Genomic DNA, 26993 nt, shown 5'->3' with positions numbered 1-26993 from the left:
CAATGACCGAATTTCTCGACCGTTCCGGACTGTCCGTCGATTCGCGACTGGCCGATTTTATCGAGCAGCGCGCGTTGCTGGGGACGGGGCTCGACACCGTCAAATTCTGGAGCGATTTCGCGGATCTGCTCCGCAAGTTCGCGCCCGAAAATGCGGCGCTGCTGGCGAAGCGCGAGGATCTGCAGGCACAGATCGACGCCTGGCACGAAGCACGCGCCGGACAAGCGCACGATCCGGCGGCCTATCAGGCCTTCCTGCGCGAGATCGGCTATCTCGTTCCGGAGCCCGCAGCCTTCAAAGTCGGCACGCAGAATGTCGACCCCGAAATCGCGACGATGGCGGGCCCGCAGCTCGTCGTCCCTGCGCTCAACGCGCGTTTCGCGCTCAACGCCGCCAACGCGCGCTGGGGCAGCCTCTATGACGCGCTCTACGGCACCGACGCGCTCGACGCACCGCCGGCGCGGCCCGGCGGCTATGATGCCGACCGCGGCGCTGCGGTGATCGCGCGGGCAAAGGCGTTTCTGGACGAGGCGGTGCCGCTCGCATCGGGAAGCTGGACCGACTGGCAGGGCGGCGAACTCATCCTTGCCGATCCGTCGCAACGCGTCGGCCACAAGCCCGGCGGCATACTGCTTCGCCACAACGGCCTGCACATCGAACTGGTGATCGATTCGGCGAGCGCGATCGGCAAGACCGACCCCGCGGGCATCGCCGATGTCGTGCTCGAAGCCGCGCTGACGACGATCATCGACCTCGAAGACAGCGTCGCCGCGGTCGATGGCGAGGACAAGACGCTCGGCTACACGAACTGGCTCGGCTTGATGCGCGGCGATCTCGTCGAAAGCTTTGCCAAGGGCGGGGCGACGGTGACGCGCGCGATGGAGGCCGACCGTGAATGGACCTCGCCGTCGGGTGAGCCCTTCACGCTCCACGGCCGCAGCGTGATGTTCGTGCGGAACGTCGGCCATCTAATGACGACGCCGATGATCAAGCTGCCGAACGGTGCCGAGGCGCCCGAGGGGCTTTGCGACGCGGTGATCACCAGCCTCTGCTCGCTCCACGATCTGAAGGGCCTCGGCACGCTCACCAACAGCCGTGCCGGCAGCATCTACATTGTGAAGCCCAAGCAGCACGGGCCCGAGGAATGCGGCTTCACCGACCGGCTGTTCGACGCCGTCGAGGATATGCTCGGCCTCGCGCGTCACACGATGAAGGTCGGCGTGATGGACGAGGAGCGTCGCACCTCGGCGAACCTCGGCGCGTGCATCCACGCGGTGAAGGACCGCATCGTCTTCATCAACACCGGCTTCCTCGACCGCACCGGCGACGAGATCCACACCTCGATGCGCGCGGGTCCGATGATCCCGAAGGGCGAGATGAAGGCGAGCGACTGGATCGCCTCCTACGAGGACCGCAACGTCCGCATCGGCCTCGCCTGCGGGCTTTCGGGCAAGGCGCAGATCGGAAAGGGCATGTGGGCGATGCCCGACCTGATGAAGGCGATGCTCGACGCCAAGATCGGCCACCCGAAGTCGGGCGCGAACACCGCATGGGTGCCGTCGCCGACCGCCGCGACGCTCCACGCGCTGCACTATCATCAGGTCGATGTCTTCGCGCGGCAGAAGGAGATCGCGGGCGAGGCGGTGCCGTCGCTCGACCGGTTGCTCAACATTCCTGTCGCGACGGGGCGTAACTGGAGCGAGGCCGAAATCACGCGCGAACTCGACAATAATTGCCAGGGCATCCTCGGCTATGTCGTGCGCTGGATCGACCAGGGCGTCGGCTGCTCTAAGGTCCCCGACATCGACGACGTGGGCCTGATGGAAGACCGCGCGACGCTGCGCATCGCCAGCCAGGCGCTCGCCAACTGGCTGCTCCACGGGGTCTGCACCCCCGAACAGGTCGACGCCGCGCTGGCGCGGATGGCGACGAAGGTCGATGCACAAAACGCCGGCGATGCGCTTTACGAAAAGCTGACGCCGGACGGCATCGCATATCAGGCGGCGCGCGCGCTTATCTTCGAAGGCGTGACACAGCCGTCGGGCTACACCGAGCCGCTGCTCCACAAATATCGGCAGGCGAAAAAGGCGGCCTGAGGCGAAAGAGGATTGCGGGGGCGGTCGACGGCGACTAGAACATAAGTGGAACGAATGGAGAGGTCCGCTTATGTCCGCCGCTGTCGATGCCGCTTATCGCCATTACCCCAAGCAAGCCGGGTATCGGGGACTTGTCGAAGCCGGCGGCGCGGCCGTGAAACTCTATCACCTGACCGCGCCCGACGCGCCGGTTCCGGACGAAGTGGCGTCGCTCTCTGCCGAATGGTTCGACGAGCAGGCGGCCACGACGCTGGCGGCCGGCGATTGCGGTTTCGTCATCCTCCACCGCTGCGGCGCCGATTTCTATTTCCTGCTCGTGTCGGTATGGCGCGGGTCGAACGAACTGTGGGAAGCCGTCTGGTACCGCCACGGCGACATGCCTGCGTTTGCACCGTTCGATGCGGCCTACCCGGCGCAGGCGGGCTTGGTGCGCCCGACCTTTTGCGTTTGGGAACTCGGCATCGTCGCGCACGAAAGCACTGCTTGGGGCCGCTATCTTTCGTCGCAGCGCGACGCTGCGGCGCGCACGCGCTGGGTTGAGGATGTCTTCGAAGGCACCATATAGGCCATCGTTTACGGGAGTTTTGACGTGCAAATTGCGGTGCTGACCTTCGACGGCTTCAACGAACTCGATTCGTTCGTCGCCGCGGCAATCCTGAACCGCCTGCGCGGGCAGGGCTGGGAAGCGCATATCACGTCGCCGACGCCGAAAGTGACCTCGATGAACGGGGTAACGATCGAACGCCAGCAACCGCTCGACTTCGCGGCCAAGGCCGACGCGGTGATCATCGGCAGCGGGATCAGGACGCGCGAGATCGCGGCCGATCCGCTGATGCTCGGCCGCATCCGGCTCGATCCGGCGCGCCAGTTGATCGGCGCGCAATGTTCGGGAACGCTGCTGCTCGCAAAGCTCGGGCTGATCGGCAATCTCCCCGCATGCACCGACCTCACCACCAAACCGTGGGTGATCGAGGCGGGAGTCGAGGTGCTCGACGCGCCCTTCGTTGCGCACGGCAATGTCGCGACCGCGGGCGGCTGCCTCGCATCGCAATATCTCGCCGCATGGATCATCGCGCGGGTCGCGGGCGTGACTGCGGCCGAGGAGGCGCTCCACTATGTCGCGCCGGTCGGTGAGAAAGCGGATTATGTGACGCGCGCGATTGCAGCCGTGCAGCCATTCCTGCCCGTCGAGGCGCTCGCCCGCACGGCGTAACTGGCGATCCCGTACAATACAGCTTGCCCCGACCGCCTATAATCCGGCATTTTGCAGCGTGCGCAAACTGGGGGCAGGGCGATGACGGCACCGTTTAATTTCGGGCAGCTCAAATTTTTGAAGGCGTTGACCGAGGCGCTGTTCCATGGCGCCGAAATGGCGATCACCCCCGATCAGGTCGTCGCCAATGTCTGCGACCTGTTCGAAAAGGTCGGGGGGACGAAACTCGACGAGATCCGCCTGTCGCTCACCGCGACCGAAATCGTGCTCGGCCCGATGTTCGCCGAGGTCGATGTCGAAACGCGCGTCGAGCGCATCGACGACCGGCTGCGCGACAGTAGCATCGACCTTTTTCAGGATATGGGCCGGCTGCGCGGGATCATCTACGCCTGCTATTACGGCCATTGGCAGCCGGGGCTCGAGCCCGGCGACCAGGACGCCAATGCGACCAATCCCGTTCACCGCCAGATCGGCTTCACGCTGCCCAAATTTCGCCAGCGCGGCAGTGCCGACATGCCGCTCGCGCCGATCCGCGGGCGCGAGATCGACCCCGCCTATGTCGTCGACGCCGACAGCCTCGAGGACGAATATGACGTGATCGTCGTCGGCTCGGGCGCGGGCGGGGCGGTCGCGGCCTATAATATCGCGGGTTGGGACTATAAGGTGCTGATCGTCGAGGCGGGGCCCTTCTACCCGAGCCACGCGATCACCCATCACGAACTCGACATGATCGCCAAGCTCTACAAACATGGCGCGGTCCAGACGACGACCAACCGCGATTTCGTCGTGTTCCAGGGACGCTGCGTCGGGGGGTCGTCGACGATCAACAACGGCATCTGCCTGCGCGTCAACGAACCCGGGCGGACGCATCCCGATGCCAAGGATGTGCTCGCCAAATGGGCGAGCATCGGTGCGCCGATCGACGCGGCCGCCTTTCACGACAGCTATGACGCGGTGAAGGACATGCTCGGCATCGCGCGGATCGAACCGCGCAGCGGCCGGCACAACGGCCCGCACCTGATCAACGGCTGGCACGCCTACGCCGACACGTCGGACAACCCGATGGACAAGCGCGCGATTACCGACTGGTTCGACAAGAATTTCGGTCCGCCGAACACACCGACCGCCTGCTCCTATTGCGGCTATTGCAATTCGGGCTGTGCCTATGGCCGCCGCATGGGGGTGGCGCAGACCTATTTGCCGCAGGCGTGCCGCGATCGCGGCGCGCGCATCCTGCCCGATACCAAGGCGCAGCAGATATTGTGGCAGACCGCCGCCGACGGCCGGCGCGAGGCGGAGGCGGTGAAGCTGGTCCTGCCCGACGGATCGAACCGCCTTGTCCGCGCGCGCGTCGGCGTCGTCGTCGCGGCCGGCACGATCGCCTCGTCGAAGCTGCTCGACCGCAGCGATATCGACGGCACCGGCTATCAGGTCTCGCTCAACGTCGCGTCGCCGGTGGTCGCGTTGATGCCCGCGGGCGCGGGCGGCGATGCGTGGGACGAGGACCAGATGTCGAGCTATGTCGATTGCGGCGATTTCCTGCTCGAAAGCCATTTCCAGCCGCCGATGTCGATGGCCTCGCTGATGCCCGGCTGGTTTGCCGATCATTCGCAGCGGATGAAGAATTTCAGCCGCGTTCATTCGGCGGGCATTCTCTTCCCCGCCGACCGGCGCGGGCAGATCGTCGACGGCAAGCTCAAATTCCGCCTCGACGTCGACGACGACCTCCCGATGCTGCGGCGCGCGATGGCGACTTTGACCAAGGTCCATTTCGCCGCCGGCGCGCTCGAATGCTATCCGGCGCTTGCGAAGGGGCAGAAGGTTACGCCCGACATGGACGTTGATGCCTTTTTCAAGACGGCGATCCGCGAGCAGGACGATGTGACCCTGTCGAGCAGCCACCCGCACGGCGGCAATGCGATCAACGAGGATCCGCAATATGGCGTCGTCGACCCCGAATGCCGCGTCCACGGCACGACCAATGTCGTCGTGACCGACGCGAGCGTCTTCCCGAGCTGCATCCGCGTCAACGCGCAATGGACGACGATGGCGATGGCACAATATGCGACCGGGCGGAGCGATCCCTTCCGTTAGCGCGCAATCGCGCCTACATGGCGCGCCGATGTTCCAGGTTGCCGCCCTTTACCGCTTCGCGCCGTTCGACGATCCCGCCGCGCTGCGCCAGCCCTTGCTCGACCTTTGCGCTGCGGAAGGCGTCAAGGGCACGCTGCTACTCGCGCGCGAGGGCGTCAACGGCACTATCGCGGGAACCGAGGCCGGGATTGCCGCAGTACTGGACCATATCCGCGCCTTGCCCGACTGCGCCGACCTCGACGTCAAATATTCGACCGCCGCGGAGATGCCGTTCCAGCGCATGAAGGTCCGGCTGAAAAAGGAAATCGTGACGATGAAGGTCGCGGGGCTCGACGCCGCGCGCGACGCCGCGCCTTATGTCGATCCCGCCGACTGGAACGCGCTTGTCGACGATCCGGACACAGTGCTCATCGACACGCGCAATGATTTCGAGGTCGGCTACGGCAGCTTCGACGGCGCGCTGAACCCCGAAACGAAAAGCTTCGGCGAATTCCCCGACTGGTGGCGCGCCAACGCCGACCGCTTTGTGGGCAAGCGCGTCGCGATGTTCTGCACCGGCGGTATCCGCTGCGAAAAATCGACCGCTTTCCTGCGCCACGAGGGCGTCGAGGATGTCGTGCATCTGAAAGGCGGCATCCTCGCCTATCTCGAACAGGTGCCCCAAGGCGACAGCCGCTGGCACGGCAGCTGCTTCGTCTTCGACGAACGGGTGAGCGTCGGGCACGGGCTCGTCGAGATCGGCGACAAGGAATAATTCGGCGGCAGCTTTGGGGTGGTGAGGTGCCGTTGCAGCAGCGAGCTGATTTTCCCTCCCGCCTGCGGGAGGGGCAGCGAGACTTGCCAGCTTGCTGGTTAGTCGCAGCGGGGTGGGTCATCGCAACGTTGCTGCCCACCCCCGACCCCTCCCGCAAGCGGGAGGGGAGATTACGGCCGCAATCGGTCGTCAGCTGACCGTCACCGTATAGGTCACCCGGTAATCGCTGGCATCGCCGTCGAGCGTCTTCGTGAATGTCCCCGGCGCGTCGCCGATGTCGATCGTCCCGATATTGTCGCTGCCGCCGATATCGTCGAATTCGCGGAGCTGGAAACTCACCGGCTGGTCGAACTCGAAGCTCTGGGGAACGACCCAGCTCTCGCCCTTCTTGATCGAATAAATCTCGCTCTTGCCCTCGGGAAAACGTTGCCCGGTGTTGAAGCGCAGGAACAGCTGGTCGGGCAGGCCGAGGCCGAGCCGACCCGTCAGCTTGACGCATTCGACGCGCACGTTCGACACGATGAACTTGCGCGCCGCCGGTGCCGCCGGGACGGGGGGCGGGCGTTTGGCGGCGCCCGCGAAGGCTGCGGTCGGTCTGGCAGGTTTCTTCAGCAACCGCCCGATATTGTCGCTCGCCTCGCCTGCGAATTTGCCCGCGGGAAATTCGGCGAGATAGGCGCTGAAGGCGCGAACGCTGTTTTCGGCGACCGCGCCCTTCCACAAGAGATCCTCAACCGCCGCCCGGTCGCCCGACGCCGCGGGCGCGGCAGGCGGCGCGGCGCGCGGGACCAGATACACTGGCGTCCCGGTAATGCTGGCGCTGACGAACGGCCGCTGTGCGCCTCCCGTCGCCGCGAGCACATCGTCGCGGATCAAGCCGCCGAGCAGCTGCACCGGCGTATCGGGCTGTGGCAGGCGTTTCGCGAGCGAGGTCGCGAAGGGCGAATTGCCGCTCGTCCCGTCGGCGGCGGTCTGCCCGGGCGCCGCGGCAAAAATCACGAGCACATCGTCGGCCTCGACACCCGCAAGGCCATTGACCACCGCGCGCGTCCCCGACCGCCACGATCGGCCGAAGGGATTGTTGCGGCACGAATCGAGCACGACCATCCGGATCTGCGCGCCCGATACCGCCTCCATCATCCGGTCGAGGTTGATTGCCTCATAGGGCAGGTCGAGGTCCGATTTGAGCTGCGCGTCGGTCGGGATCAGCCAGTTCTTGCCCTGCGCCTCGATCCCGTGCCCGGCATAATAAACCATCGCCACCTCGGCGCCGTCGGCCTTGGCGCGAAAATCGCGCATCGCCTTCTGGAAATCATTGACCGCAAGGTCGGCGGCGACGGTGACATCGTCGAACCCCGCCTGCTTCGCCGACGCCGCGATGATCCTGATGTCGTTCGCGGGGTTCACCAGCCGGCTGGTGTTCGCATAATCGCCATTGCCGATGATCAGCGCGACCTTGCGCGCCTCGGCCACCGACGGCGCGAACAGCAGCAGCGCGGTGAGAGTAACAAGCCAGAATCGCATCATGTCGCAATCCTCTTCGCTAGGCGAGGCGTGCCGCGCCATATTCGTACCAGCCGAACGGCCGCGGGGTCTTCGGGATATAATCGGCAGCCTGCCGGTCGACGGCAAAACCCGCCTTTTCATAGGCGTCGCCGATGGGCCGCGTCAGGTGACAATTGCCGCCGATGCGCTTCCACAGCGGCTCGATCCGCCGCTGCCATTTCGCGACACCGGCATCGGGCGCGGCGCCATGTTCGAGGAACAGTGCGGTGCCGCCGGGCTTCAGCACGCGGCGGATTTCGCTCAGCACCGCGGCCTGATCGCCGACCGAGCACAGGGTGAAGGTCGTGACCACCGTGTCGAACGACGCGCTTTCGAACGGCATCGCCTCGCCGACGCCTTCGCGGATATCGGCATCGATCCCGCGCGCCGCCGCCGCGGCGACGCTCATCGCGAGCAGTTCGGGCGAGGGATCGAGCCCGCTGAAGCTCTCGATCTGCCCGGGCCGGTAAAATTCCATGTTGATCCCGCCGCCGCAGCCAAGCTCCAGCACATGGCCGCGCGCATGCGGCACCACCTTGCTGCGCAGCTTCATGATCTGCCCCTGCGAACAGGCGCATTTGATCAGCCGCGGCACCCCATGACGTTCCCACCAACTGCTCATGGCGCCCCTTTCTCCCTGTCGTTTGCGATCCGCCCGGCCACCACCGCCAAAACATTGTCCTGAATATCGCCCAATATATGTTCGCCCCACCATCCGGCATAGGCGTTGAACGGCGTCGCGAGGTGATAGCGCGTCCACAGCCGTATCTTCGTTCGGCCACCGCTCAACGGGATCAGGCGATATCCGCCCTCATCGATCCACAGATGGCGTCCATGGGGTTCGATGTGCCGATCGGTGCGTTCGTGGATCGACGGATCGGGAAAGGCGAAGCGCCATCGCAGCGCCTCGCCCGGCTGCCAGTCGGTAACGATTTCCTCAAAGCGGATGCCATCCTGCCAGCGCGCGTCGCGCACCGCGCCGGGGCCCGCGCCCCGCAAATGCGCGGCCACTGGTCGCGGCAGCCGGAGTATATCCTGGCTGATGTTCCAACGGCCTTCTTTCGATGAGATCGCCGGGATCGCAAGCAGCCGCGGCCACACGGCCGCTGCGGGCGCATCGACGATGATTTCTCGCACCACGGTGCGTGTTTCGCGCGGCGGCGCGACCTGCTGATCGATGAGCAACGCGAGGAAGGGCAAGAGGAGGAGGGCATGTGCCCGAAAGATCGCCGGATCGACCTGCCGCTGGTTGCGCCGATACAGATAGACAGGCCAGAGTCCGATATAGCCGAAAGCGACCCAGAAAGGCAGCGCCATCACCAGGCAGACGACGCCTTCGCGGAGGACAAGCGCGCCGATGATCGTGGCGGCGAGCGCCAGCCAGACCGGAATGAGCAGGAAGCTGCTCCGTGCCCAGTTACGCCCTATGCTGCCGGCCCATGCGATAAAGGCGGTCAACGCGGCGGGCAGCACGACCATCAGCGCATAACCGATCGCGCCGCCCGATCCCGCTTCGGCAAGAATGAAGACCGCCAGCGCTGCGGCGAGCGCGACGATAATCACCGTAACGAATTTCCAGTTGTCGCGGCGCCGTTGCGCCGTTTCGTTCGGCTTATCGTTCGTTATCACGCGGTCTCCCCTTGGCGCGGAAGGTGACCCTTGCTAGCGCTATTGGCAACACCCATCTGTGCGTGTCCGCACAGTCATTGAAAGACCGTCATGCCCAGCGTTCACCATACCAAGATGCTCATCCTCGGCTCCGGCCCCGCCGGCCTGTCTGCCGCGATCTACGCGGCGCGCGCGGGCATGATGCCGATCGTGGTGCAGGGGCTGCAACCCGGCGGCCAGCTGACGATCACCACCGATGTCGAAAATTATCCCGGCTTTGCAGAGGTCGTGCAGGGCCCCTGGCTCATGGAACAGATGACCGCGCAGGCGATGCACGTCGGCACCAGCATGATCTGGGACACGATCGTCGACGTCGATCTGTCGCGCCGTCCGTTCAAGCTGACCGGCGACGGCGGCGACGTATACATGGCGGAAACGCTCGTCATCGCGACGGGCGCGCAGGCGAAGTGGCTCGGCGTTCCCGGTGAGCAGGAACTCGGCGGCAAGGGCGTGTCGGCGTGCGCGACATGCGACGGCTTCTTCTATCGCGGCAAGAAGGTCGTGGTGATCGGCGGCGGCAACACCGCGGTCGAGGAGGCGCTCTACCTCACCAACCACAGCGAAGACGTGACGCTGATCCACCGCCGCGACACGCTTCGCGCCGAAAAGATCCTGCAGGACCGGTTGATGGTCAATCCGAAGATCAAGATACTCTGGAACAAGCGTGTCGATCGTTTCGTCGCGGGCGAGGGCCTCACTGGCCTGATCGGCGTCGACCTGATCGACACTGTCACCGGCGAGGCGAGCCACGAGCCGACCGACGGCGGCTTCGTCGCGATCGGCCACAGCCCCGCGACCGAGCTGTTCAAGGGCAAGCTGCCGCTCGACGACGACGGCTATCTGCAGATCACGCCGGGTACCTCGCTGACCTCGATCCCCGGCGTCTTCGCCGCGGGCGATGTCGCCGACAAGGTCTATCGCCAGGCGGTCACGGCGGCGGGCATGGGCTGCATGGCCGCGCTCGACGCCGAACGCTTCCTCGCCGAAGCCGAATATCACGCGATGGCGACCGCCTAAGCGGCGAGAGCCGTCAGAATTTGCGCCGCGAGCCAGTCCGCATCGTCGCCTGCAAAGCTGTGCGACGTACTGGCGAGGCGCTCGATTCGGATCGTGCAGGGGTTCTTTTCGATATAGGCGAGCGACGGGCCGCAGCTTTCGATGAAGGCTTGCGCGGTCCGGTCGCCGATCGCGAGCAGGATCGTCACCGGGCAGAGAAGCTCGGCCAGCGTACTGTCGAGACGGTAGGCGAGGCTGTCGGTTACGGCCGGTTGCGGCGCCTGTTTGAGCGCGGATAGTCCGCGCAGCAGCTTGCGAAAGTCGATCTCGCCCTTGATCAGTCGCAGCAGGCTTGCCGGATCTTTCAGCCGCGACCAGTAGCGCGCGCGGATAGCGGAGGCAGGGGGCAGGGCGGGTTCGTCGGTGCTGTCCGCCTGCTCGCCGTCATAAGTCCACGGATTGGCAAGGATCAGCGCGTCGAGCGCGAGCGGCTGGTGCAGCAACAGCGCGCTCCCCGCGTCGCAATTGCCGAACGCGACGATGCGCGCGACCTGCGGCGCGGCCTCGCGAAACGCCGCAACGGCTGCAGCGATATCGGGTCCGCTGCTCTCGAAGCCCCCGTTCGCGCCCTCGCTGTCGCCGATCCCGCGGCGGTCGAAACGGAACACCGGATAGCCCGCCTCGGCGATCCGTGCCGCGAGCATCGCCATGCCGCGATGCGCCCCGCTGCGGATTTCGTTGCCGCCCGACACGATCAGCAGGCCGGTGCTGCCCGGCGCTTCGTCGAGCGTCGCGGCGAGCGTGTCGCCTTCGCAGGTGAAACTCAGCTGATGCCGCATGTCTTGCTCCATGCGGAAATATCGGCGGCGATCGCCGCTGCCATCGCGGCGTCTTCGCCGGGCTCGGCGCGCAGCCACAGTGGCGTTCCCGCGATGCCGTCGGCGCCGAGACCGATGCTGCGTAGCGGCTCCACCGCCTGCGCCTCGCTCGCGCCAAGCTGCGCGATCATCGCGGGCGACAGGTGATTGCCGGCGAGCAACAGCGGCGTGGTTTTCGCCTCGTCCTGAAGGCTCTCGAGCGAAGACGCGACGCCAGCTTCGCGGTCAGCGCTGATGCGCGCGCGCATCAACGTACGGAGCAGCGACGCGCCACCGACGGGGGCAAGGCGCCACCATGCTTTGGCCTCAGCCTTGTGGTCGATCAGTGCGCCGCCGCGACACGAGGCGACGATCGCAGGGCCATCGATCCCGGATACCACTTCGGCGAGTGCATCCTGCCAGCAAACCATATCGACCTCGACGAGCGGAATAAGGCTCTCATTCTGCCCCGGCAGGTCGGGCAGCAGCGCCGCAAATCCGTCAGCCGCCAGCGCGCGCATCGCGAGCACCAGCGTACGGCGCGTGCGGTTCGCTTCCTCGAACAGCGGCGGGACGATCAGGATGGTGGCGCGGGGTGTACCCGCGGGGACGATGCGCAGCCGATGTTCGCTCATGCGCGCATCCGGGATCAGTCGGTCACTTTGCGCAGCGAAAAGGCGAGCAAATTGCCGTAGGTTTCAAAGATTTCGCCGTCGATCTCGTCATCGTCGATCAGGATGCCCAGCCGGTCTTCCATCTCGGTCAGCACCGTCGCGACCGCCATCGAATCGAACTCGGGCAGTTCGCCGAACAGCCCGCTATCCTCGGTCAGCGCCGCGGCGCGATCGTCTCCAAGGCCGAGCACATCGGCGAGCAGGGCGCGGAGGGTGGCGTCGACGGAGCTGCTATCGGTCACTTTTCTTTCCTCAGAACGGAACGGGCAAATGCCTTCAATGCCGGTCCCCATGCCGCGAGCCGGGACGGATTGAAAGCCTCGATGCGCCACAGCGGGTCGTGCCGGTTCATCCAGTCGCGCTTGTAGCCATCGTTGCCGGTGCCGAAATCGATGCGCTTCACGCCGTCGACCTCGATGACATGGCGGAACAGCGCCGCCGACAGCAAAGTGCCAGGAGAGGCTTTCAAACTATCCTCGACATGCGCGAGCTTGTGGATGAAGGCGGTGCTGTACTCGACCGTCCAATATTGTGCCGCAACCGGTACGCCGTCGATGCGCGCGATTCCCATGCGCAGCCGGCCGCCATCGCTCTCGGCCTCAGCAAAGGCGCGGAGCAGCGCGGGATGACCCTCTTCGGGTTTCCAGCTCGCGGCATAAATTTGCTCATAGGCGGCCCAGCTTTCGGCATCGAAATCGGTCAGCAGCTGGATGTCGACGATACCCTTCTTCGCCTTGCGCTGGACGGTGCTCCGCAACGCGCCCGGGCGGCTCGCCCACCAGGCATCATGATCCATTTCGCCGAGGTCGAGCCAGTGGCGATCACCGGCCGGGCTTGCCTTCACCCACCAGCCGGCATCGCGCAGCGCGGCGACGATATCCCGCTGCTCCTCGTCGCGAACCGGATAGAGCGACAACCGCGCAGCCTTCGCGCGCAAATTGCGAAAGAGGTCGACGAGCGCGGTGCTGCGATCGCCGCCACCCGCAAAGAGCGGCCGGATCGCGAAACTGTACCAGTTCGTCAGACCGGCGAGATGGCCGGGCTTTTCGACCCGGAGCGGCAGCCATGCGGTCGTGGCGTCAGCCTGGCCGCGCGCATCGAACCGTCCCAGGCCCGCGAAGCCATGCGCCGCGAGCAAGTCGAACCAAAGGGCTCGGTCGAAAGGCGCGGCGAAGCCTGCGGCGCGTGCCGCATCATCATTAGCGTGATGTTCACCGTTCCCTTGCATGGTGCCGCCCTCTATCACTCCAGTCCTAACAGCCGATGACCAAAGTCAAAAACCCGCCCTCGCTTCCTCTCGACCATCTCGCCCGCCGCGGCGCGCCGGGCGCGCCTGCGCTGCTGATCGGCGATCGCATCACGACCTTCGCCGAGCTCGACGCCGGCGTCGGCCGGTTGGCGTCATGGTTGATCGAGCAGGCCGGCGGCCCCGGCGAACGCGTCGCAAGCTGGAGCGCGAAGACGCGGCTCGCCTGCCTGATGCCGCTTGCCGCGGCGCGCGCGGGGCTGATCCATGTGCCGGTTAATCCGCTGCTCAAGGGGCCGCAGGTCGCGCATATCCTGTCGGACAGCGGCGCGAAATTGCTCGTCACCAACGGCGCGCGCGCAGAGATGCTCGGCGACGGACTGCCCGACGAATGCGTGGTGCAGGATCTGAAGATCGGCGAGGAAGTCATTGATTCGGGCGGGCAGGGGCTGCCGCTCTCGATCGCCGAGCCGGGCGACCTCGCCGCGATCCTGTACACCAGCGGCTCGACCGGGCGGCCGAAGGGCGTGATGCTCAGCCACGCGAACCTGTGGCTCGGTGCCGAGAGCGTCGCCTCCTATCTCGGGATCGCGCCCGATGACCGCGTGCTCGCCGTGCTGCCGCTCAGCTTCGACTACGGCCAGAACCAGCTTCTTTCGAGCTGGTATGCGGGCGCGGCGGTGGCGCCGCTCGACTATCTGACCGCGCGTGACGTCGTGAAGGCGGTCGCGCGGCACAAGGCGACGACGCTCGCGGGCGTGCCGCCGCTCTGGGTTCAACTCGTCGAGGCCGAATGGCCTGCCGAAACGGCGGCGCATCTGAAACGCCTGACGAACAGCGGCGGCGCGTTGACACCGTCGCTGATCGACGCGATGCGCAGGACGTTCCCGAACGCCGATATCTACCCGATGTACGGGCTGACCGAGGCGTTCCGCTCGACCTTCCTCGATCCGAAACTCGTCGCCGATCATCCGACCTCGATGGGCCGCGCGATCCCGCACGCCGAGATTCTCGTGTGCCGGACCGATGGCACGATAACCGCCGACGAGGAACCCGGCGAACTCGTCCATTGCGGCCCGCTCGTCGCCAAGGGCTATTGGCAGGACGAGGAACGCACCGCGCAGCGCTTCAAGCCCGCGCCGGGTGCCTCCGAATATGGCGGGATGGCGGTGTGGTCGGGCGACACCGTGCGCCGCGACGCCAACCATCTCCTCTATTTTGTCGGACGCGATGATGCGATGATCAAGACCGCAGGCAACCGCGTCAGCCCGACCGAGGTCGAGGATGTCGCGGTCGCGTCGGGTCTGATCTACGAAGCCGTGGCGTTCGGTGTCCCCGATCAGCGGCTCGGGGCCGCGATCGTCCTGATCGTTCGTGGCAAGGATGGTATCGTCGATGAAGAGGGCCTAGCGGCGTATCTTCGCCAGAATCTCCCCAATTTCATGCAGCCGCAGGCGATCGAATGGCGGGACGTCCTGCCGCGCAATCCCAATGGCAAGCTCGACCGCGTGGCGATCGCCGCCAATTGGGCCAAGGAGGTGACGGCATGAAACCGCACGGCCCCATCCCGCCCGGTTTTCGCGCCGATGTCAGCGGCATGCTGCTTGTCGGTGGTGACCGCGCCGAGGCGCTCGCCGACGTCGCGGGCGACACGCCGCTGTTCGTTTACGACAGCGCCATGCTGACCGCGCGCGTCGCCGAATGGCGCGCCGCGATGCCCGGCGGGGTGCAGCTCCATTATGCGATGAAGGCGAACCCTTACGCGCCGTTGCTCGCCTTCATGGCGCGGCTGGTCGACGGGTTCGATGTCGCCTCGGGCGGCGAACTCAAGGCCGCGCTCGCGAGCGGGATGCCGGCGGGCGACATCAGCTTTGCCGGCCCCGGCAAACGCGATCGCGAACTCGAAGCGACGATCAGCGCCGGCGCGACGCTCAACCTCGAATCCGTGGGCGAGGCCGAACGCGCGCTGTCGATCGCCGGGCATCTCGGCCTCACGCCCAGCCTTGCGGTGCGCGTCAATCCAGACTTCGACCTCAAGGGGTCGGGGATGAAGATGGGCGGCGGTGCCAAGCCTTTCGGGGTCGACGCCGCCGAGGTCCCGGCGCTCGTCCGCCGCCTGATCGATGCCGGCGCCGACTGGCAGGGCTTCCATATTTTTGCGGGATCGCAGGCACTTGATGCTGCGGCGATCGCCGACACGCAGGCGCAGACCGTGGCGCTCGCGGCGCGGCTCGCGAACGAGATCGGCGAGACCCCGCCGCTCGTCAATCTCGGCGGCGGGATGGGCGTGCCCTATTTCCCCGGCGACACGGCGGTCGACGTGCGGGCCGTCGGAGCCGCGCTTACCGAGACGCTCGCGGCGCGCGACCCGGTGCTCGCCAAAAGCCATTTCGCGATGGAACTCGGCCGCTGGCTCGTCGCCGAGGCGGGGGTCTATCTCACCCGCATCGTCGACCGGAAGGTCAGCCATGGTGAAACCTTCCTCGTCACCGACGGCGGCCTCCATCACCAGCTTGCTGCCAGCGGTAATTTCGGCACCGTGATCCGCCGTAACTATCCGATCGCGGTCGCGGGCGCCTTCGGCCGCGAGCCCACCGAAACCGTCTCGGTCGTCGGCTGTCTATGCACTCCGCTCGACCGCCTCGGCGATCAGGTCGCGCTCCCCCGCGCAGGGGTCGGCGACCTCATCGCAATCTTCCTCGCTGGCGCCTATGGCGCGAGCGCGAGCCCGGCGACCTTCCTCGGGCAGGGACCGGCGCGCGAAATGCTCGTCTGACGCGCCTGAATCTGTTCCCTATCGGGACAGTTTGCGACGAGCGCGGTCCAAACTTATGTCAATACTAACATTATGTTCACCCTTTTCGAGCAATGGCGGAAGCTGACGCAATGGCTGTCGCCGCGGAGTTTCCGGACCGCGGTTCCCCTGATGGCCCCGAAAGGTTGATGGATTATGGCTTCGTTCCCTTCGCTCCGTATCGCGCGCGCCGCGCTCGTGTCGGGCATCGCCGCGACCGCGCTGACGGGTTGCATGGGCGCCGGTGGCCCCGCGCCGCAACTGCCCAGCGCGAACTTCGTCGCGAACCAGGAAGGGCCGGGCGAGGAATATATCATCGGTCCGCTCGACGAGCTCCAGATCTTCGTGTGGCGCAACCCCGAACTCGGCGGCAAGGTCCAGGTGCGCCCCGACGGCCGCATCACCACCCCGCTGATCACCGACATGCCCGCAGTGGGGAAAACCCCCACGATGCTGCAGCAGGATCTGAAGCTCCAGCTCAGCCAATATATCACCGATCCGATTGTCAGCGTGATCGTCACCAGCTTCAACAGCACCTTCTCGCAGCAGGTGCGCGTCGTCGGCGCGACCGAGAAACCGGCGTCGATCCCGTTCCGCGCCAACATGACCGTGCTCGACGCAATGATTGCAGTCGGCGGCCTCGGCGAATATGCCGCTGGAAACAAGGCGCGACTCGTCCGTTTCGACAAGGGCAGTGGGAAGCAGCAGGAGTTTGGCCTGCGGCTGAATGACCTGATCAAGCGCGGCGATATCAAGGCGAACGTGCGGCTTCAGCCGGGCGATGTGATCATCATCCCCGAAAGCATGTTCTGATATCGACCGGCCGCCTCCCACCCATCTCCCAAGGATCCATTTCGACCGATGACCAGCCTTTACGACGAATTCCGGGTGGCGCTGCACAGCGTCTGGACGCGCCGGTGGCTCGTGCTGGCGGTGGCGTGGGGCATCTGCATCCTCGGCTGGCTGGCGATCGCGTCGATCCCCAACCGCTATGACAGCCGCGCCCGGCTGCTCGTCGACGTCAACGAAATCCTTCCCGACGACGCGCAGGGCGGTGGCGGGCGTCCGCAGCTCGACCAGATCCGCGAAACGCTGACCAGCGCGCGCAACATGGAAAAGGTTGCAGCGACCACGGGCCTGCTCCCCGCCGGCGCGAACGAACGCGAAAAGGCCGGCGCCGTCGCGATGTTGCAAAAGAATATCAAGGTCGTTCCGCAGCAGGACAATATCTTCGAAATCACCTCGAGCGTCGCGGTCGGCAGCCTGTCCGACGCCGACAATGCCAAGCTCGCCTCGGGCGTGCTCGACAGCCTGATCACCGTATTTCGCGACGACCAGCTGCGCGGCGGCCGGATGAACGCGCGCGAAGGCCTGAAATTCCTCGACGCCCAGATCGCCGACCGCGAAAAGGCGCTGCGCGAGGTCGAAGCGCGCCGCGGCGCGTTCGAAGCGCAGAATATCGGCCTGATCCCCGGCGGCAGCGGCTCACCCGCCCAGCGGGTCGACGCCGCGCGCGCCGAACTCGGCCAGATCGATTCGCAGCTCGTGTCGGCGCAGGCGCAGCTTGCTGCCGCGAACGGCCAGCTCGCCTCGACCCCCGCGACGATCAACGTCCCCGGCATGGGCGGCGTGGGCGGCGGCGTCGCGCGCCAGCAGCTTGCCGGGGCGCAGAACGAACTCTCGTCGATGCGCGCGCGCGGGCTGACCGACGCGCACCCCGATATCATCGCGCTGAAAAGCCAGATCGCCTCGCTGAAAGCCATCGCCGACCGCGAAGGTGCGGGCGCCAGTGGCGGCGGCAATTCGCAAAACCCCGCCTATGCCTCGCTCGCGGCGATGCGCGCCGAACGCCAGGCGACGGTCAGCGCGCTGTCGGCGCGCAAGGCGCAGCTGACGGGCGACATCGCCAAGATCACCTCGCAGCAGATCCAGAACCCCGGCATTGCCGCCGAATATGACCGGATCAACGGCGAATATACCGCGTTCAAGGCGCAGTATGACAAATTGCTCGCGCAGCGCGAACAGGTCCGCATGCGCGGCGAGGTGCAGACCGAAACCGACGCAATCAAGATAGAGCTGCTCGACCCGCCGTCGAAACCGACCAGCCCCGCGGCTCCCAACCGGCCCCTGTTCCTGACGCTCGTCCTGCTCGCGGGCATCGGCGGCGGCGTCGGCGCGGCCTTCGGGCTCGGCCAGGTCCGCACCAGCTATGCGACCGCGGCAAAGCTCGAACGCGCAAGCGGCCTGCCAGTAATCGGATCGATCACCGAAGTCGTGACGGCGGAACGCCATCTCGACCGGCGCAAGAAACTCATCTGGCTCGCGGGCGGCGGGGGCGCACTCGTCGGCCTCTATGCCTTGCTGCTGGTCGCCGAATTCATCCAGCGCGGCATGGTAGCGTGACGGGGGACGATGACATGAACGACCAACGCAAAGTCAAGCGTCCGCCCTCGCTCCTCGAACGCGCGGCCGATATGTTCGGCCTCGATCCCGCGGCCAATGCGCCGACGATCGACGTGTCGAAACTGCCGCCTGAAACGCCCAAAAAGGCGAAGAAGGTCGAGGCTGCACCCGCGACTGAAGCGCCGCAGCCCGAAATCCTCGATCCCGTCGTCGAGGCGGCGCCTGCGGTCGAAGCTGCGCCTGTCGCGCCGAAGCCGTCGCCGCGCAAGGATGTCGCCAAGGCAGCGCCTGCGATCGTCCCGACGCGGCAGGGAACGGTCGACCGCGCGCGCCTTGCATCGCGCGGCATGATCGTGCCCGGAACGCCCGTCACGGGCATTTCCGAAGAATATCGCATCGTGAAGCGCGAGCTGATCCGCAATTTCGGCGGTGTCGGCAATCGCCCGATCCTGCCGCGCGGCCACCGTGTGCTCATCGCCTCGGCGAACCCGGGCGAGGGCAAGACCTTCTCCGCGGTCAACCTTGCCTTGAGCCTTTCGGTCGAGGCGGATCACGACGTGCTGCTGATCGATGCCGACATCGCCAAGCCGAGCGTTCTCGAATCTTTGGGCCTCGAAGACGGTCCCGGCCTGATGGACGCGCTCGCCGATCCGCATCTGCCGCTCGGCGACTGCCTGATCCAGACCGATATTCCGGGCCTGAAGGTCATGCCCGCGGGTACCGGCCATATGCACGACACCGAACTTCTCGCCTCGGCGCGGACCGAGGCGTTGCTCGCGCAGCTCGAAGCGGGCGCGCCGGGCCGCATCCTCATCATCGATTCGCCGCCGGTGCTCGCGGCATCGCCCGCCACGGTGCTCGCGGGGCACGTCGGACAGACGATCATGGTCGTGCGCGCCGACGAGACGCTCGAATCGGCGCTGCGCGACGCGATCGGCCTGATGGGCGCGTGTCCGCATATCCAGCTGCTCCTCAACGGGGTCAAATTCTCGCCGGGCGGCCGCCGCTTCGGGACTTATTACGGACAAGGAGGCGCGTGATGCGCACCACGACCACCATGCGTCATCTGTCGACGCTGGCGGCCCTGCTGCTCGCCGGGACGGCGACGGGCGCGCATGCGCAATTTTCGGGCGGTCCCGCCTCGGGCGGCGATAATGCAACATCGGCCGGCGCGCCGGCGCCCGAGCAGGGGCGCTCGGAGAAGCGCGCCGAGCGCCGCCGCACCCAGCGGACGGTCGCCGTTAGCCCCTATCTCGAAATCGATCAGGTGCTGACCGCTGACCTCAAGAACGGCGGCGACGTCCTCACCTATACGAACCTCGCGGTCGGGGTGGATGCCGCGATCGCGACCAACCGCGCCGAACTCGCCGGATCCATTCGTTATGAACATCGTATCGGATGGAACGACGATCTTGGCGATTCGGACATGGTTAGCGGCCTTCTGCGCGGCCGGATCGAGGCAGCGCGCGGTCTGAACCTCGAAGCCGGCGCGCTCGCGACGCGAACCCGCGCCGACGGACAGGGCGCGGCGAGCGGGCTGTTCATCGGCGACGCCAGCAATGTCGCGGACATTTATTCGCTTTATGCCGGCCCGACCTTTGCACGGCGTATCGGCGGGCTCGACGTCGGGGCGGGTTATCGCGTTGGCTATACCAAGGTCGAAGTCGACGAACCCGCGATCCTGTCGCCGGGAACGCAGCCGCAGGATATTTTCGACAGCTCGACGAACCATGTCGCCTGGGCCAGCGTCGGCGCACGCCCCGGAGACCTGCCGTTCGGATGGCAAGTGTCGGGCGGCTGGGAGCGCGAGGATGCGAGCCAGCTCGACCAGCGTTACGAGGGCAAGTTCGCCCGCGCCGACGTGACGGTGCCGATCGGCCCGACCGTCGCGCTGCTCGGCGGCGTCGGCTACGAGGATATCGAAATCGGCCAGCGCAATCCGGTCGTCGACGCCAATGGCGTGCCCGTGCGCGATTCGAACGGCCGCTTCATCACCGACAAATCGACCCCGCGCCAGCTGTCGTTCGACACCGACGGGCTGATCTGGGACGCCGGCGTGATGTGGCAGCCGAGCCGCCGTACATCGCTGACCGCGAAGGTCGGCCGCCGCTATGGCGATACGATCTATACCGGCAGCTTCACTTATCGCGCCGACCATGCGACCTCGATCCAGGTCGGCGTCTACGACGGGCTGTCGAGCTTCGGCCGCGGCCTGTCGGGCGGGCTTGCCGCGTTGCCGACCCAATTCGACCCGACCCGCAACCCGATCAGCGGCGACATCAACCCGTGCGTCTTCGGCCAGCAGGGCGGCGGCTGCCTCAGCAACCAGCTCGGCAACGCGACCTCGGCGCAATATCGCAGCCGCGGTATCCAGGCGACCTTGTCGTCGCGCTTCGGCGGGTGGAGCTATGGCGTCGGCGTCGGTTACGACCGGCGCAAGCTGCTCGCGCCGTTGCTGTCGCCGATCGGCAATCTCAACGGGATCAAGGACGAGAATTATTATCTCTTCGTCTCGGCGGGGCGCCAACTCGACGTCGATTCCGACATCGGCTTGTCGGGCTATGTCAATTATTTCGACAATGGCGCGCCGGGCGCCAGCGACGTCCAGTCGGCCGGCCTGACCGCTTCCTATGCGCGGCGCTTCTGGCGTGGCCTGACCGGGACAGCCGCGGCCAGCCTCAACGCCTTCGACCAAGAAGGTTTCAACAGTCAGCTTATCGGTTCAGCTTTGGTGGGACTTCGTTACAACTTCTGACCAAGCAAACGGGATTTTTACGATGTACGATCAGTTCTATGGTTTCACCGGGCGTCCGTTCCAGCTGACGCCAGACCCGCATTTCTATTTCGAAAGCGGCACCCATCGCAAGGCGATGTCCTATCTCGGCTACGGTCTTGCGCAGGGCGAAGGCTTCATCGTCATCACCGGCGACGTCGGCGCGGGCAAGACGACGCTCGTCGGCCATCTGATGAACACGATCGACCCCAATCGTCTGACCGCGGTCAAGTTGGTGTCGACGCAGGTCGAGGGCGACGATCTTCTCCGCCTCGTCGCCGAACAATTCGGCATCGAGTGGGAAGGGCAGAGCAAGGCCGAACTGCTGCGCTCTATGGAGGAATATCTGCGCGAACAGGCGCGCGCCGGTCGCCGCACGCTGCTGATCGTCGATGAGGGGCAGAATCTCGCGATCTCGGCGCTCGAAGAGCTGCGCATGCTCTCGAACTTCCAGCTCGGCGGCCATTCGCTGCTCCAGATATTCCTGCTCGGCCAGCCCGAATTCCGCCAGACGCTCTTTCACTCGCCGACGCTCGAACAGCTGCGCCAGCGCGTGATTGCGACGCACCACCTCGACCCGATGGAGCCCGAAGAGGTCGAACCCTATATCCTCCACCGCCTCGGCAAGGTTGGCTGGACGGGCAATCCCAGCTTCAGCCCCGACGCCTTCGAGGAAATCTTCGATTACAGCGAAGGCGTGCCGCGCAAACTGAACGTGCTGGTCAGCCGCCTGCTGCTCTATGGCGCGGTCGAACAGATGCACCGCATCACCGCGCAGAATGTGCGCTCGGTCGTCGCGGAGATCGAGGCCGATCGCGGAATCGACGCGGCGACGCTGGCACCGCTGCCCGTCGAAGAGGTCGTGGCCGCCGCCGCAACCGCGGTGGCGCCGACCCCCGCGCCCTTCGCTGCGCCGCAAGCCGCGAACGAAACAGCGCCCGAATGGCCGGCGCGCGCCGCCGCGCCGGTTACCGACGGTCCGGCGCCCTTCGCCACGCCTGCCGAACCGGCGCCCGTCATCACGCTGACCCCGCCCGAACCGGCTCCGGCCGCCCCGGCGGTCGACCCCGAACAGCTCGCCGCGCTCGAAAAGCAGATCGCGTCGCTCGAGGAGCGTCTCGTCGAACAGGATGCCGCGCTCCGCCGCGTGCTCGACTTGCTGATCGAATGGGTCGAGCGCGATCCGGACAATGCGCCGAATCCGCAGAATTCGCGAACCTGGGCCGCCTGACAGCCCGGCTGAAATCCGCTATCGGGTTGATGAAGGTGAGGAAAAATGCAGAACGGCCTGTCGGTCGATGTCGAGGACTGGTTCCAGGTCGGCGCCTTTGAGCGCACGATCGACCGTGCCGACTGGCCGACGCTCGAATGCCGGGTCGAGGCGAATTGCGACGCAGCGCTGCAGATTTTCGCCGATGCAGGTGCCAAGGGCACTTTCTTCACGCTCGGCTGGGTGGCCGAACATTATCCCGCGCTGATCAAGCGGATCACCGACGCCGGGCACGAACTGGCGAGCCATGGTTACGACCACAAGCGCGTTTTTAACATGACCGCCGACGAATTCGCGGCGGACTTACGGAAGACGCGGGCGATCCTCGAAGACCTCGGCGGTGTGGCGATCCGCGGCTACCGCGCGCCGAGCTTCTCGGTCGATACGCGAACCCCATGGGCGCATGCCGTGCTTGCCGAACAGGGCTATGCTTATTCGAGCAGCGTCGCGCCTGTCGTCCACGATCATTATGGCTGGCCGCAAAGCCCGCGCCACGCGTGGCGTCCGCTCCCCGACAGCGACCTCGTCGAATGGCCGGTCACCACCGCGCGCTTTGCCGGCCGGACGCTGGCAGCGGGCGGCGGCGGGTTCATGCGGATGCTGCCCTACGCCTTCACGCGCTGGGCGATCGCGCGGATGAACGCGGAGGGGCACCCGGCGATCCTCTATTTCCATCCATGGGAAATCGACCCCGGCCAGCCGCGCGTCGCCGATGCACCGATCAAGTCGAAGATCCGCCATTACAGCGGCCTGTCGGCGATGGCCGGCAAGCTGAAGAAATTGCTCGCCGATTTCGAATGGACGCGCGCCGATGCCTTGCTCCCCGCGCAGCAGCAGCGCGCTTTGCCATGGCGCGCCGCGGCGTGAACGCGCCTGTGTCGAGCTTCACCGCCGCACCGCTGTCCGACGCCGCCGCGTGGGACAGCTATGTCGCCGCGCACGCTCAAGCGACGCCCTTTCACACCCGCGAATGGTGCGAGGCGATCACCAAGGCCACCGGGCACCGCTGCCACCTCGTCACCGCGCGCGACGCCGATGGCACGCTGACGGGCCTCCTGCCGCTCCACCATATCCGCTCGCCGCTGTTCGGGCAGGCGCTGGTCGGCAGCGGCTTCGCGGTGGGCGGCGGCATCCTCGCCGACAATGAAGCCGTGGCGGCAACACTCGCGGGGGGCGCGGCCGACATGGCGCGATCGCTGGGCGTCCCGTCGGTCGAACTGCGCGGCAGTCCGCTGCCCACGGGCTGGCAGGTCGAGGAAGGCGTCTACGCGGGCTTTGCACGCGACCTCGCGTCCGACGACGACGCCGAACTCCTCGCCATCCCGCGCAAACAGCGCGCCGAGGTCCGCAAGGCGCTCGAAAGCGGCCTCACCGTCACCACGGGCCGCTCCGAACAGGAGCGCCGCGACCATTATCGCATCTATGCAACCAGCGTCCGTAACCTCGGGACGCCCGTGTTCCCGAAAGCGCTTTTCGATGCCGTGCTCGAAGCCTTTGGCGACGATGCGGATATCCTGACCGTGCGAGAGGAAGGCCGCGCCGTGGCCAGCGTCCTCAGCCTCTACTGGCGCGGCACCGTCATGCCCTATTGGGGCGGCGGCACTACCGACGCGCGCCGCCTTCGGGCCAACGAGCTTATGTATTTCGCCCTGATGCGCCACGCACATGCCAAGGGCTGCACGCGTTTCGATTTTGGGCGCTCGAAACTCGGCACGGGACCTTTCGCCTACAAGAAGAATTGGGGCTTCGAACCGCAGCCGCTCACCTACGCCCGCTGGCTCGCTCCCGGCGAAACGGCGCGCGACACCAATCCCAACAGCGCCAAATACCGGCTGCAAGTCGACCTTTGGAAGAAGCTGCCGCTGTGGGCGGCGAACCGGATCGGCCCGCTGATCGCCCGCGGCCTAGGGTAAGACGCCGCGAAATGGCCGAAATCCTGTTCCTCGTCCACCGCGCGCCCTGGCCCCCCGACCGCGGCGACCGGATCCGCAGCTGGCATATGTTCGAAGCGCTGGCGAAGCTCGCGCCGGTGCATGTTGCGGCGCTTGCCGACAACGCGGAAGATGCCGGCGCTGCGCGCGAGAAGATGGCGCCGCTTTGCAAGAGTGTGGCGATCGAGGTGCGCAAGGCCTCTCGCCCGGTCGCGCTGATCCAGGCCGTGCTGCGCGGCGAGCCGGTGTCGAACCGCCTGTTCCGTAACGCCGCGTTGGCGCGTCACGTTGACGATCTCGTCGGACGGGGCGGCATTACGCATATCGTCGCCTTCTCGGGCCAGATGGCGCAATATATCCCGGCCGCTTTCGACGGCGCCGTGCTGATGGATTTCGTCGATGTCGATTCCGCCAAATTCGCGACTTACGCCGAGCAGGACAAGAGCCAGCCGCTGAACTGGGTGCACAAGCGCGAGGCGGTGAAGCTGGGTGCGTTCGAGGTCGAGGTGGCCCGCAAAGTCGATACCAGCCTGTTCGTTAGCGAAGCCGAGGCCGCACTGTTCCGCGCGCAGAGCGGGCTGGGCGCCGACCACGTGCGCGCCGTCGAAAACGGCATCGACACCGATCGCTTCGACCCGGCGGGTGAGTTCGATGCGGTCGGGACAGGCGACGGGCCGCTCGCCGTCTTCACCGGCCAGATGGATTACCGCCCCAATATCGACGCGGTTCGCTGGTTCGCAAAGGATATCTTGCCGCTGATCCGCCAGCGTCATCCGCAAGCCCGCTTTGCGATCGTCGGCCGCGCGCCGACCGACGAAGTCCGCGCGCTCGCGGCGCTGCCCGGAGTGACGGTCACCGGCGAAGTGCCCGATGTGCGCCCCTGGCTCGCTGCCGCCGACGCGGTCGTTGCGCCGCTGCTGCTCGCACGCGGCGTCCAGAACAAACTGCTCGAAGCGATGGCGATGGCGCGGCCTGTGGTTGCGAGTGCCGCCGCCGCGACGGGGATCGAAGCGACGCCGGGCGAGCATATGTTCGTTGCCGATGGCGCGGCGGCCATGGCCGATGCGGTTTGCCACGTCTTTGACGACCAGGCCGCAGCCGCGAAGATGGGGAATGCGGCGCGTGCGCAGATGATCGCGCGTTATGGCTGGGACGCCCGTCTTTCGCCGCTGGGCGCGCTGCTCGGGCTGCCCGCATGACGCTTTGGCAACGCCACCTTGCCGCGCTGGCATTGCTGTCCGCGGCGATCGCCGCGATTTTCTGGCGCGAAGCGGCCGATGTGGCGGGCATCTGGTGGAACAGCTCGACCTTCACCCATTGCCTGCTGATCGTGCCGATGATCGGCTGGCTGGTGTCGCAGCGTATTGCGCTGTTGCGGCCGCTGACGCCGGTCTATTGGTGGCCCGCGCTGATATGGATGGCGGGCGCGGGGCTGGTATGGCTCGTTGGCGAGGCGGCGGGAGTCGGTCTGTTTCGCCAGCTCGCGCTGGTCCTGATGCTGCAGGGCGCGGTCGCGGCGGCGCTCGGCGAAAAGCTCGTGCGCGCGCTGCTCTTTCCGCTTGGCTATGCGCTATTGCTCGTGCCGTTCGGCGAAGAACTGGTGCCTTTGCTCCAGACGCTCACCGCGCATATCAGCATGGTCCTGCTCCATCTCTCGGGCATTCCGGCAGAGATGGAGGGCGTGTTCATCACGACCCCTGCCGGCTTCTTCGAGGTGGCCGAGGCCTGCTCGGGGGTCAATTTCCTGATCGCGATGCTCGCCTATGCCGTGTTCGCGGCACATCTGTGCTTCAAGAGCTGGACGCGGCGGATCATCTTCATCGTGGCTGCCCTTGCGACAACGATCCTCGCCAACGCACTCCGCGCATATGGCACGATGGTCGCCGCGGAAATCTGGGGGATCGAGGCGGCGGGCGGGATCGACCATGTCTTCTACGGCTGGTTCTTCTTCGGCGCTGTGATCCTGCTCGTCATGCTCGTCGCGCGCCGCTGGTTCGACCGGCCGGCCAACGACGCCGCGGTCGATGTGAGCAGGCTGGGGGGCGTGTCGCGCTTTGCCGGGCCCGCGAAAGCGGTGTTGCCCGCGGCGCTTGCGATTCCCTTGCTGTTCGTCGGCTGGAGCCATCTGGTGGGCGGGCGCAGCGCAGTCCTGCCTTCGACGGTCGCAATCACCGTGCCACGGGGGTGGGGCGACGTGCGCGTCGATGGGCCAGCATGGGCGCCGCGCTTCGATGGCGCCGACCAGCGGCAGCTGCGCCATTTTTCGAACGACAAGGGGCAGGTCGTGACCGTTGCTGTCGGCGGCTACGAACGGCAGGCCGAAGGTCGCGAAGTGGTCGCTTTCGGGCAAGGCGCGATCGACCCCGACAGCAAATGGGCGTGGAGCGCCGCGCTGCCAGCCGTCGAGGGCGCGAAGACCGAACGCCTCCTGCATCCGGGCCCGGTGCTGCGCGACGCCGCGACCTGGTATGTCGTCGATGGCAAAGTGACGGGTAGCGCGCGCGCAGCGAAGCTTGCGGGCCTGAAGGCACGTCTGTTCGGTGGCGACCCGCGCGCGCTGTCACTGATCATATCGAGCGAAGAGCGCCAAGGCGGCCGCAATGCGATAGTCGATTTCGTTTCCGCGTCGGGCGGAGCCAAAGCGATGGCTGACCGCGCGCTCAAAACCAGCTAGGCCTC

Annotated in this window: 24 protein-coding genes; 17 read left to right on the top strand and 7 right to left on the bottom strand. The window is 66.4% G+C overall.

Annotated elements, in window-relative coordinates; translation table 11 throughout:
- Positions 1 to 2 precede the first annotated feature (2 nt).
- The 5 genes from GGC65_RS07455 to GGC65_RS07435 all read left to right on the top strand — a co-directional run bounded on the left by GGC65_RS07455 (position 3) and on the right by GGC65_RS07435 (position 6157).
- Positions 3 to 2096 carry a malate synthase G gene (locus tag GGC65_RS07455; RefSeq protein WP_192646572.1) on the top strand — a complete coding sequence of 698 codons (2094 nt, stop codon included), beginning with the start codon at positions 3 to 5 and terminating at the stop codon, positions 2094 to 2096.
- A 70-nt stretch (positions 2097 to 2166) separates the two neighbouring features.
- Positions 2167 to 2661 carry a hypothetical protein gene (locus GGC65_RS07450; protein ID WP_192646571.1) on the top strand — a complete coding sequence of 165 codons (495 nt, stop codon included), beginning with the start codon at positions 2167 to 2169 and terminating at the stop codon, positions 2659 to 2661.
- Between the two features lie 24 nt (positions 2662 to 2685).
- Entirely contained in the window at positions 2686 to 3309 is a 624-nt protein-coding gene (locus GGC65_RS07445) for a DJ-1/PfpI family protein (protein WP_192646570.1), read from the top strand.
- An 81-nt stretch (positions 3310 to 3390) separates the two neighbouring features.
- A complete protein-coding gene (locus GGC65_RS07440) occupies positions 3391 to 5403 on the top strand; it encodes a GMC family oxidoreductase N-terminal domain-containing protein (RefSeq protein WP_192646569.1) in 2013 nt (670 codons plus the stop codon).
- 28 nt (positions 5404 to 5431) lie between these two features.
- Entirely contained in the window at positions 5432 to 6157 is a 726-nt protein-coding gene (locus tag GGC65_RS07435) for a rhodanese-related sulfurtransferase (protein WP_192646568.1), read from the top strand.
- A gap of 189 nt (positions 6158 to 6346) precedes the next feature.
- Here GGC65_RS07435 and GGC65_RS07430 read toward each other — a convergent pair whose 3' ends face one another.
- The 3 genes from GGC65_RS07430 to GGC65_RS07420 are packed head-to-tail and all read right to left on the bottom strand — an operon-like array spanning position 6347 to position 9331.
- A complete protein-coding gene (locus tag GGC65_RS07430) occupies positions 6347 to 7684 on the bottom strand; it encodes a caspase family protein (protein WP_192646567.1) in 1338 nt (445 codons plus the stop codon).
- A 16-nt stretch (positions 7685 to 7700) separates the two neighbouring features.
- A complete protein-coding gene (locus tag GGC65_RS07425) occupies positions 7701 to 8324 on the bottom strand; it encodes a class I SAM-dependent methyltransferase (RefSeq protein WP_192646566.1) in 624 nt (207 codons plus the stop codon).
- Positions 8321 to 9331 carry a hypothetical protein gene (locus GGC65_RS07420; RefSeq protein WP_192646565.1) on the bottom strand — a complete coding sequence of 337 codons (1011 nt, stop codon included), beginning with the start codon at positions 9329 to 9331 and terminating at the stop codon, positions 8321 to 8323. The genes GGC65_RS07425 and GGC65_RS07420 overlap by 4 nt, the downstream gene beginning before the upstream one ends.
- Before the next feature lie 90 nt (positions 9332 to 9421).
- Here GGC65_RS07420 and trxB point away from each other — a divergent pair, with 90 nt between their 5' ends.
- Entirely contained in the window at positions 9422 to 10387 is a 966-nt protein-coding gene (trxB, locus tag GGC65_RS07415) for a thioredoxin-disulfide reductase (RefSeq protein WP_192646564.1), read from the top strand.
- Here the strand turns inward: trxB and GGC65_RS07410 are convergent.
- From GGC65_RS07410 to GGC65_RS07395, 4 genes are read right to left on the bottom strand one after another with little or no spacing between them, the layout of a single operon-like run.
- Positions 10384 to 11205 carry a hydrolase 1, exosortase A system-associated gene (locus tag GGC65_RS07410; RefSeq protein WP_192646563.1) on the bottom strand — a complete coding sequence of 274 codons (822 nt, stop codon included), beginning with the start codon at positions 11203 to 11205 and terminating at the stop codon, positions 10384 to 10386. The genes trxB and GGC65_RS07410 overlap by 4 nt on opposite strands.
- The gene (locus tag GGC65_RS07405) at positions 11190 to 11858 is read right to left on the bottom strand and encodes a hypothetical protein (protein ID WP_192646562.1); all 669 of its coding nucleotides are present in this window, start codon (positions 11856 to 11858) and stop codon (positions 11190 to 11192) included. The genes GGC65_RS07410 and GGC65_RS07405 overlap by 16 nt, the downstream gene beginning before the upstream one ends.
- Before the next feature lie 14 nt (positions 11859 to 11872).
- A complete protein-coding gene (locus GGC65_RS07400; protein ID WP_318780135.1) occupies positions 11873 to 12139 on the bottom strand; it encodes an acyl carrier protein in 267 nt (88 codons plus the stop codon).
- On the bottom strand, positions 12136 to 13125 hold the full coding sequence (locus GGC65_RS07395; protein WP_192646560.1) for a GNAT family N-acetyltransferase: 990 nt from the start codon (positions 13123 to 13125) through the stop codon (positions 12136 to 12138). The genes GGC65_RS07400 and GGC65_RS07395 overlap by 4 nt, the downstream gene beginning before the upstream one ends.
- Before the next feature lie 35 nt (positions 13126 to 13160).
- Between GGC65_RS07395 and GGC65_RS07390 the strand changes: the two genes are divergently transcribed.
- From GGC65_RS07390 to xrtA, 11 genes are all read left to right on the top strand, one after another.
- Positions 13161 to 14693 (top strand): acyl-CoA ligase (AMP-forming), exosortase A system-associated, encoded by a 1533-nt coding sequence (locus GGC65_RS07390; RefSeq protein WP_192646559.1) that lies wholly within the window; start codon positions 13161 to 13163, stop codon positions 14691 to 14693.
- Entirely contained in the window at positions 14690 to 15919 is a 1230-nt protein-coding gene (locus GGC65_RS07385) for a pyridoxal-dependent decarboxylase, exosortase A system-associated (RefSeq protein ID WP_192646558.1), read from the top strand. Before GGC65_RS07390 ends, GGC65_RS07385 begins: the two co-directional genes overlap by 4 nt.
- Before the next feature lie 174 nt (positions 15920 to 16093).
- Complete coding sequence (locus GGC65_RS07380; protein WP_192646557.1) at positions 16094 to 16750, top strand: XrtA/PEP-CTERM system exopolysaccharide export protein; 657 nt, start codon at positions 16094 to 16096, stop codon at positions 16748 to 16750.
- Between the two features lie 48 nt (positions 16751 to 16798).
- Complete coding sequence (locus GGC65_RS07375) at positions 16799 to 18340, top strand: XrtA system polysaccharide chain length determinant (RefSeq protein WP_192646556.1); 1542 nt, start codon at positions 16799 to 16801, stop codon at positions 18338 to 18340.
- A gap of 14 nt (positions 18341 to 18354) precedes the next feature.
- The gene (locus GGC65_RS07370) at positions 18355 to 19380 is read left to right on the top strand and encodes a P-loop NTPase (RefSeq protein ID WP_192646555.1); all 1026 of its coding nucleotides are present in this window, start codon (positions 18355 to 18357) and stop codon (positions 19378 to 19380) included.
- Positions 19380 to 21095 carry a hypothetical protein gene (locus tag GGC65_RS07365; protein WP_192646554.1) on the top strand — a complete coding sequence of 572 codons (1716 nt, stop codon included), beginning with the start codon at positions 19380 to 19382 and terminating at the stop codon, positions 21093 to 21095. The genes GGC65_RS07370 and GGC65_RS07365 overlap by 1 nt, the downstream gene beginning before the upstream one ends.
- A 22-nt stretch (positions 21096 to 21117) precedes the next feature.
- Positions 21118 to 22344, top strand: a complete 1227-nt coding sequence (locus GGC65_RS07360) for an XrtA/PEP-CTERM system-associated ATPase (RefSeq protein WP_192646553.1) — start codon at positions 21118 to 21120, stop codon at positions 22342 to 22344.
- A gap of 45 nt (positions 22345 to 22389) precedes the next feature.
- A complete protein-coding gene (locus GGC65_RS07355) occupies positions 22390 to 23250 on the top strand; it encodes an XrtA system polysaccharide deacetylase (RefSeq protein ID WP_192646552.1) in 861 nt (286 codons plus the stop codon).
- Positions 23232 to 24296, top strand: a complete 1065-nt coding sequence (locus GGC65_RS07350) for a FemAB family XrtA/PEP-CTERM system-associated protein (RefSeq protein ID WP_192646551.1) — start codon at positions 23232 to 23234, stop codon at positions 24294 to 24296. The genes GGC65_RS07355 and GGC65_RS07350 overlap by 19 nt, the downstream gene beginning before the upstream one ends.
- 11 nt (positions 24297 to 24307) lie before the next feature.
- On the top strand, positions 24308 to 25513 hold the full coding sequence (locus GGC65_RS07345; RefSeq protein ID WP_192646550.1) for a TIGR03087 family PEP-CTERM/XrtA system glycosyltransferase: 1206 nt from the start codon (positions 24308 to 24310) through the stop codon (positions 25511 to 25513).
- On the top strand, positions 25510 to 26988 hold the full coding sequence (xrtA, locus tag GGC65_RS07340) for an exosortase A (protein ID WP_192646549.1): 1479 nt from the start codon (positions 25510 to 25512) through the stop codon (positions 26986 to 26988). Before GGC65_RS07345 ends, xrtA begins: the two co-directional genes overlap by 4 nt.
- The last annotated feature ends 5 nt before the right edge of the window (positions 26989 to 26993 follow it).

Origin of the sequence: Sphingopyxis sp. OAS728, assembly GCF_014873485.1 — a bacterium.
Classification (GTDB): domain Bacteria; phylum Pseudomonadota; class Alphaproteobacteria; order Sphingomonadales; family Sphingomonadaceae; genus Sphingopyxis.
Note: the sequence above shows the minus strand (reverse complement) of the source record. Positions and strands in the feature narration are given on the sequence as shown.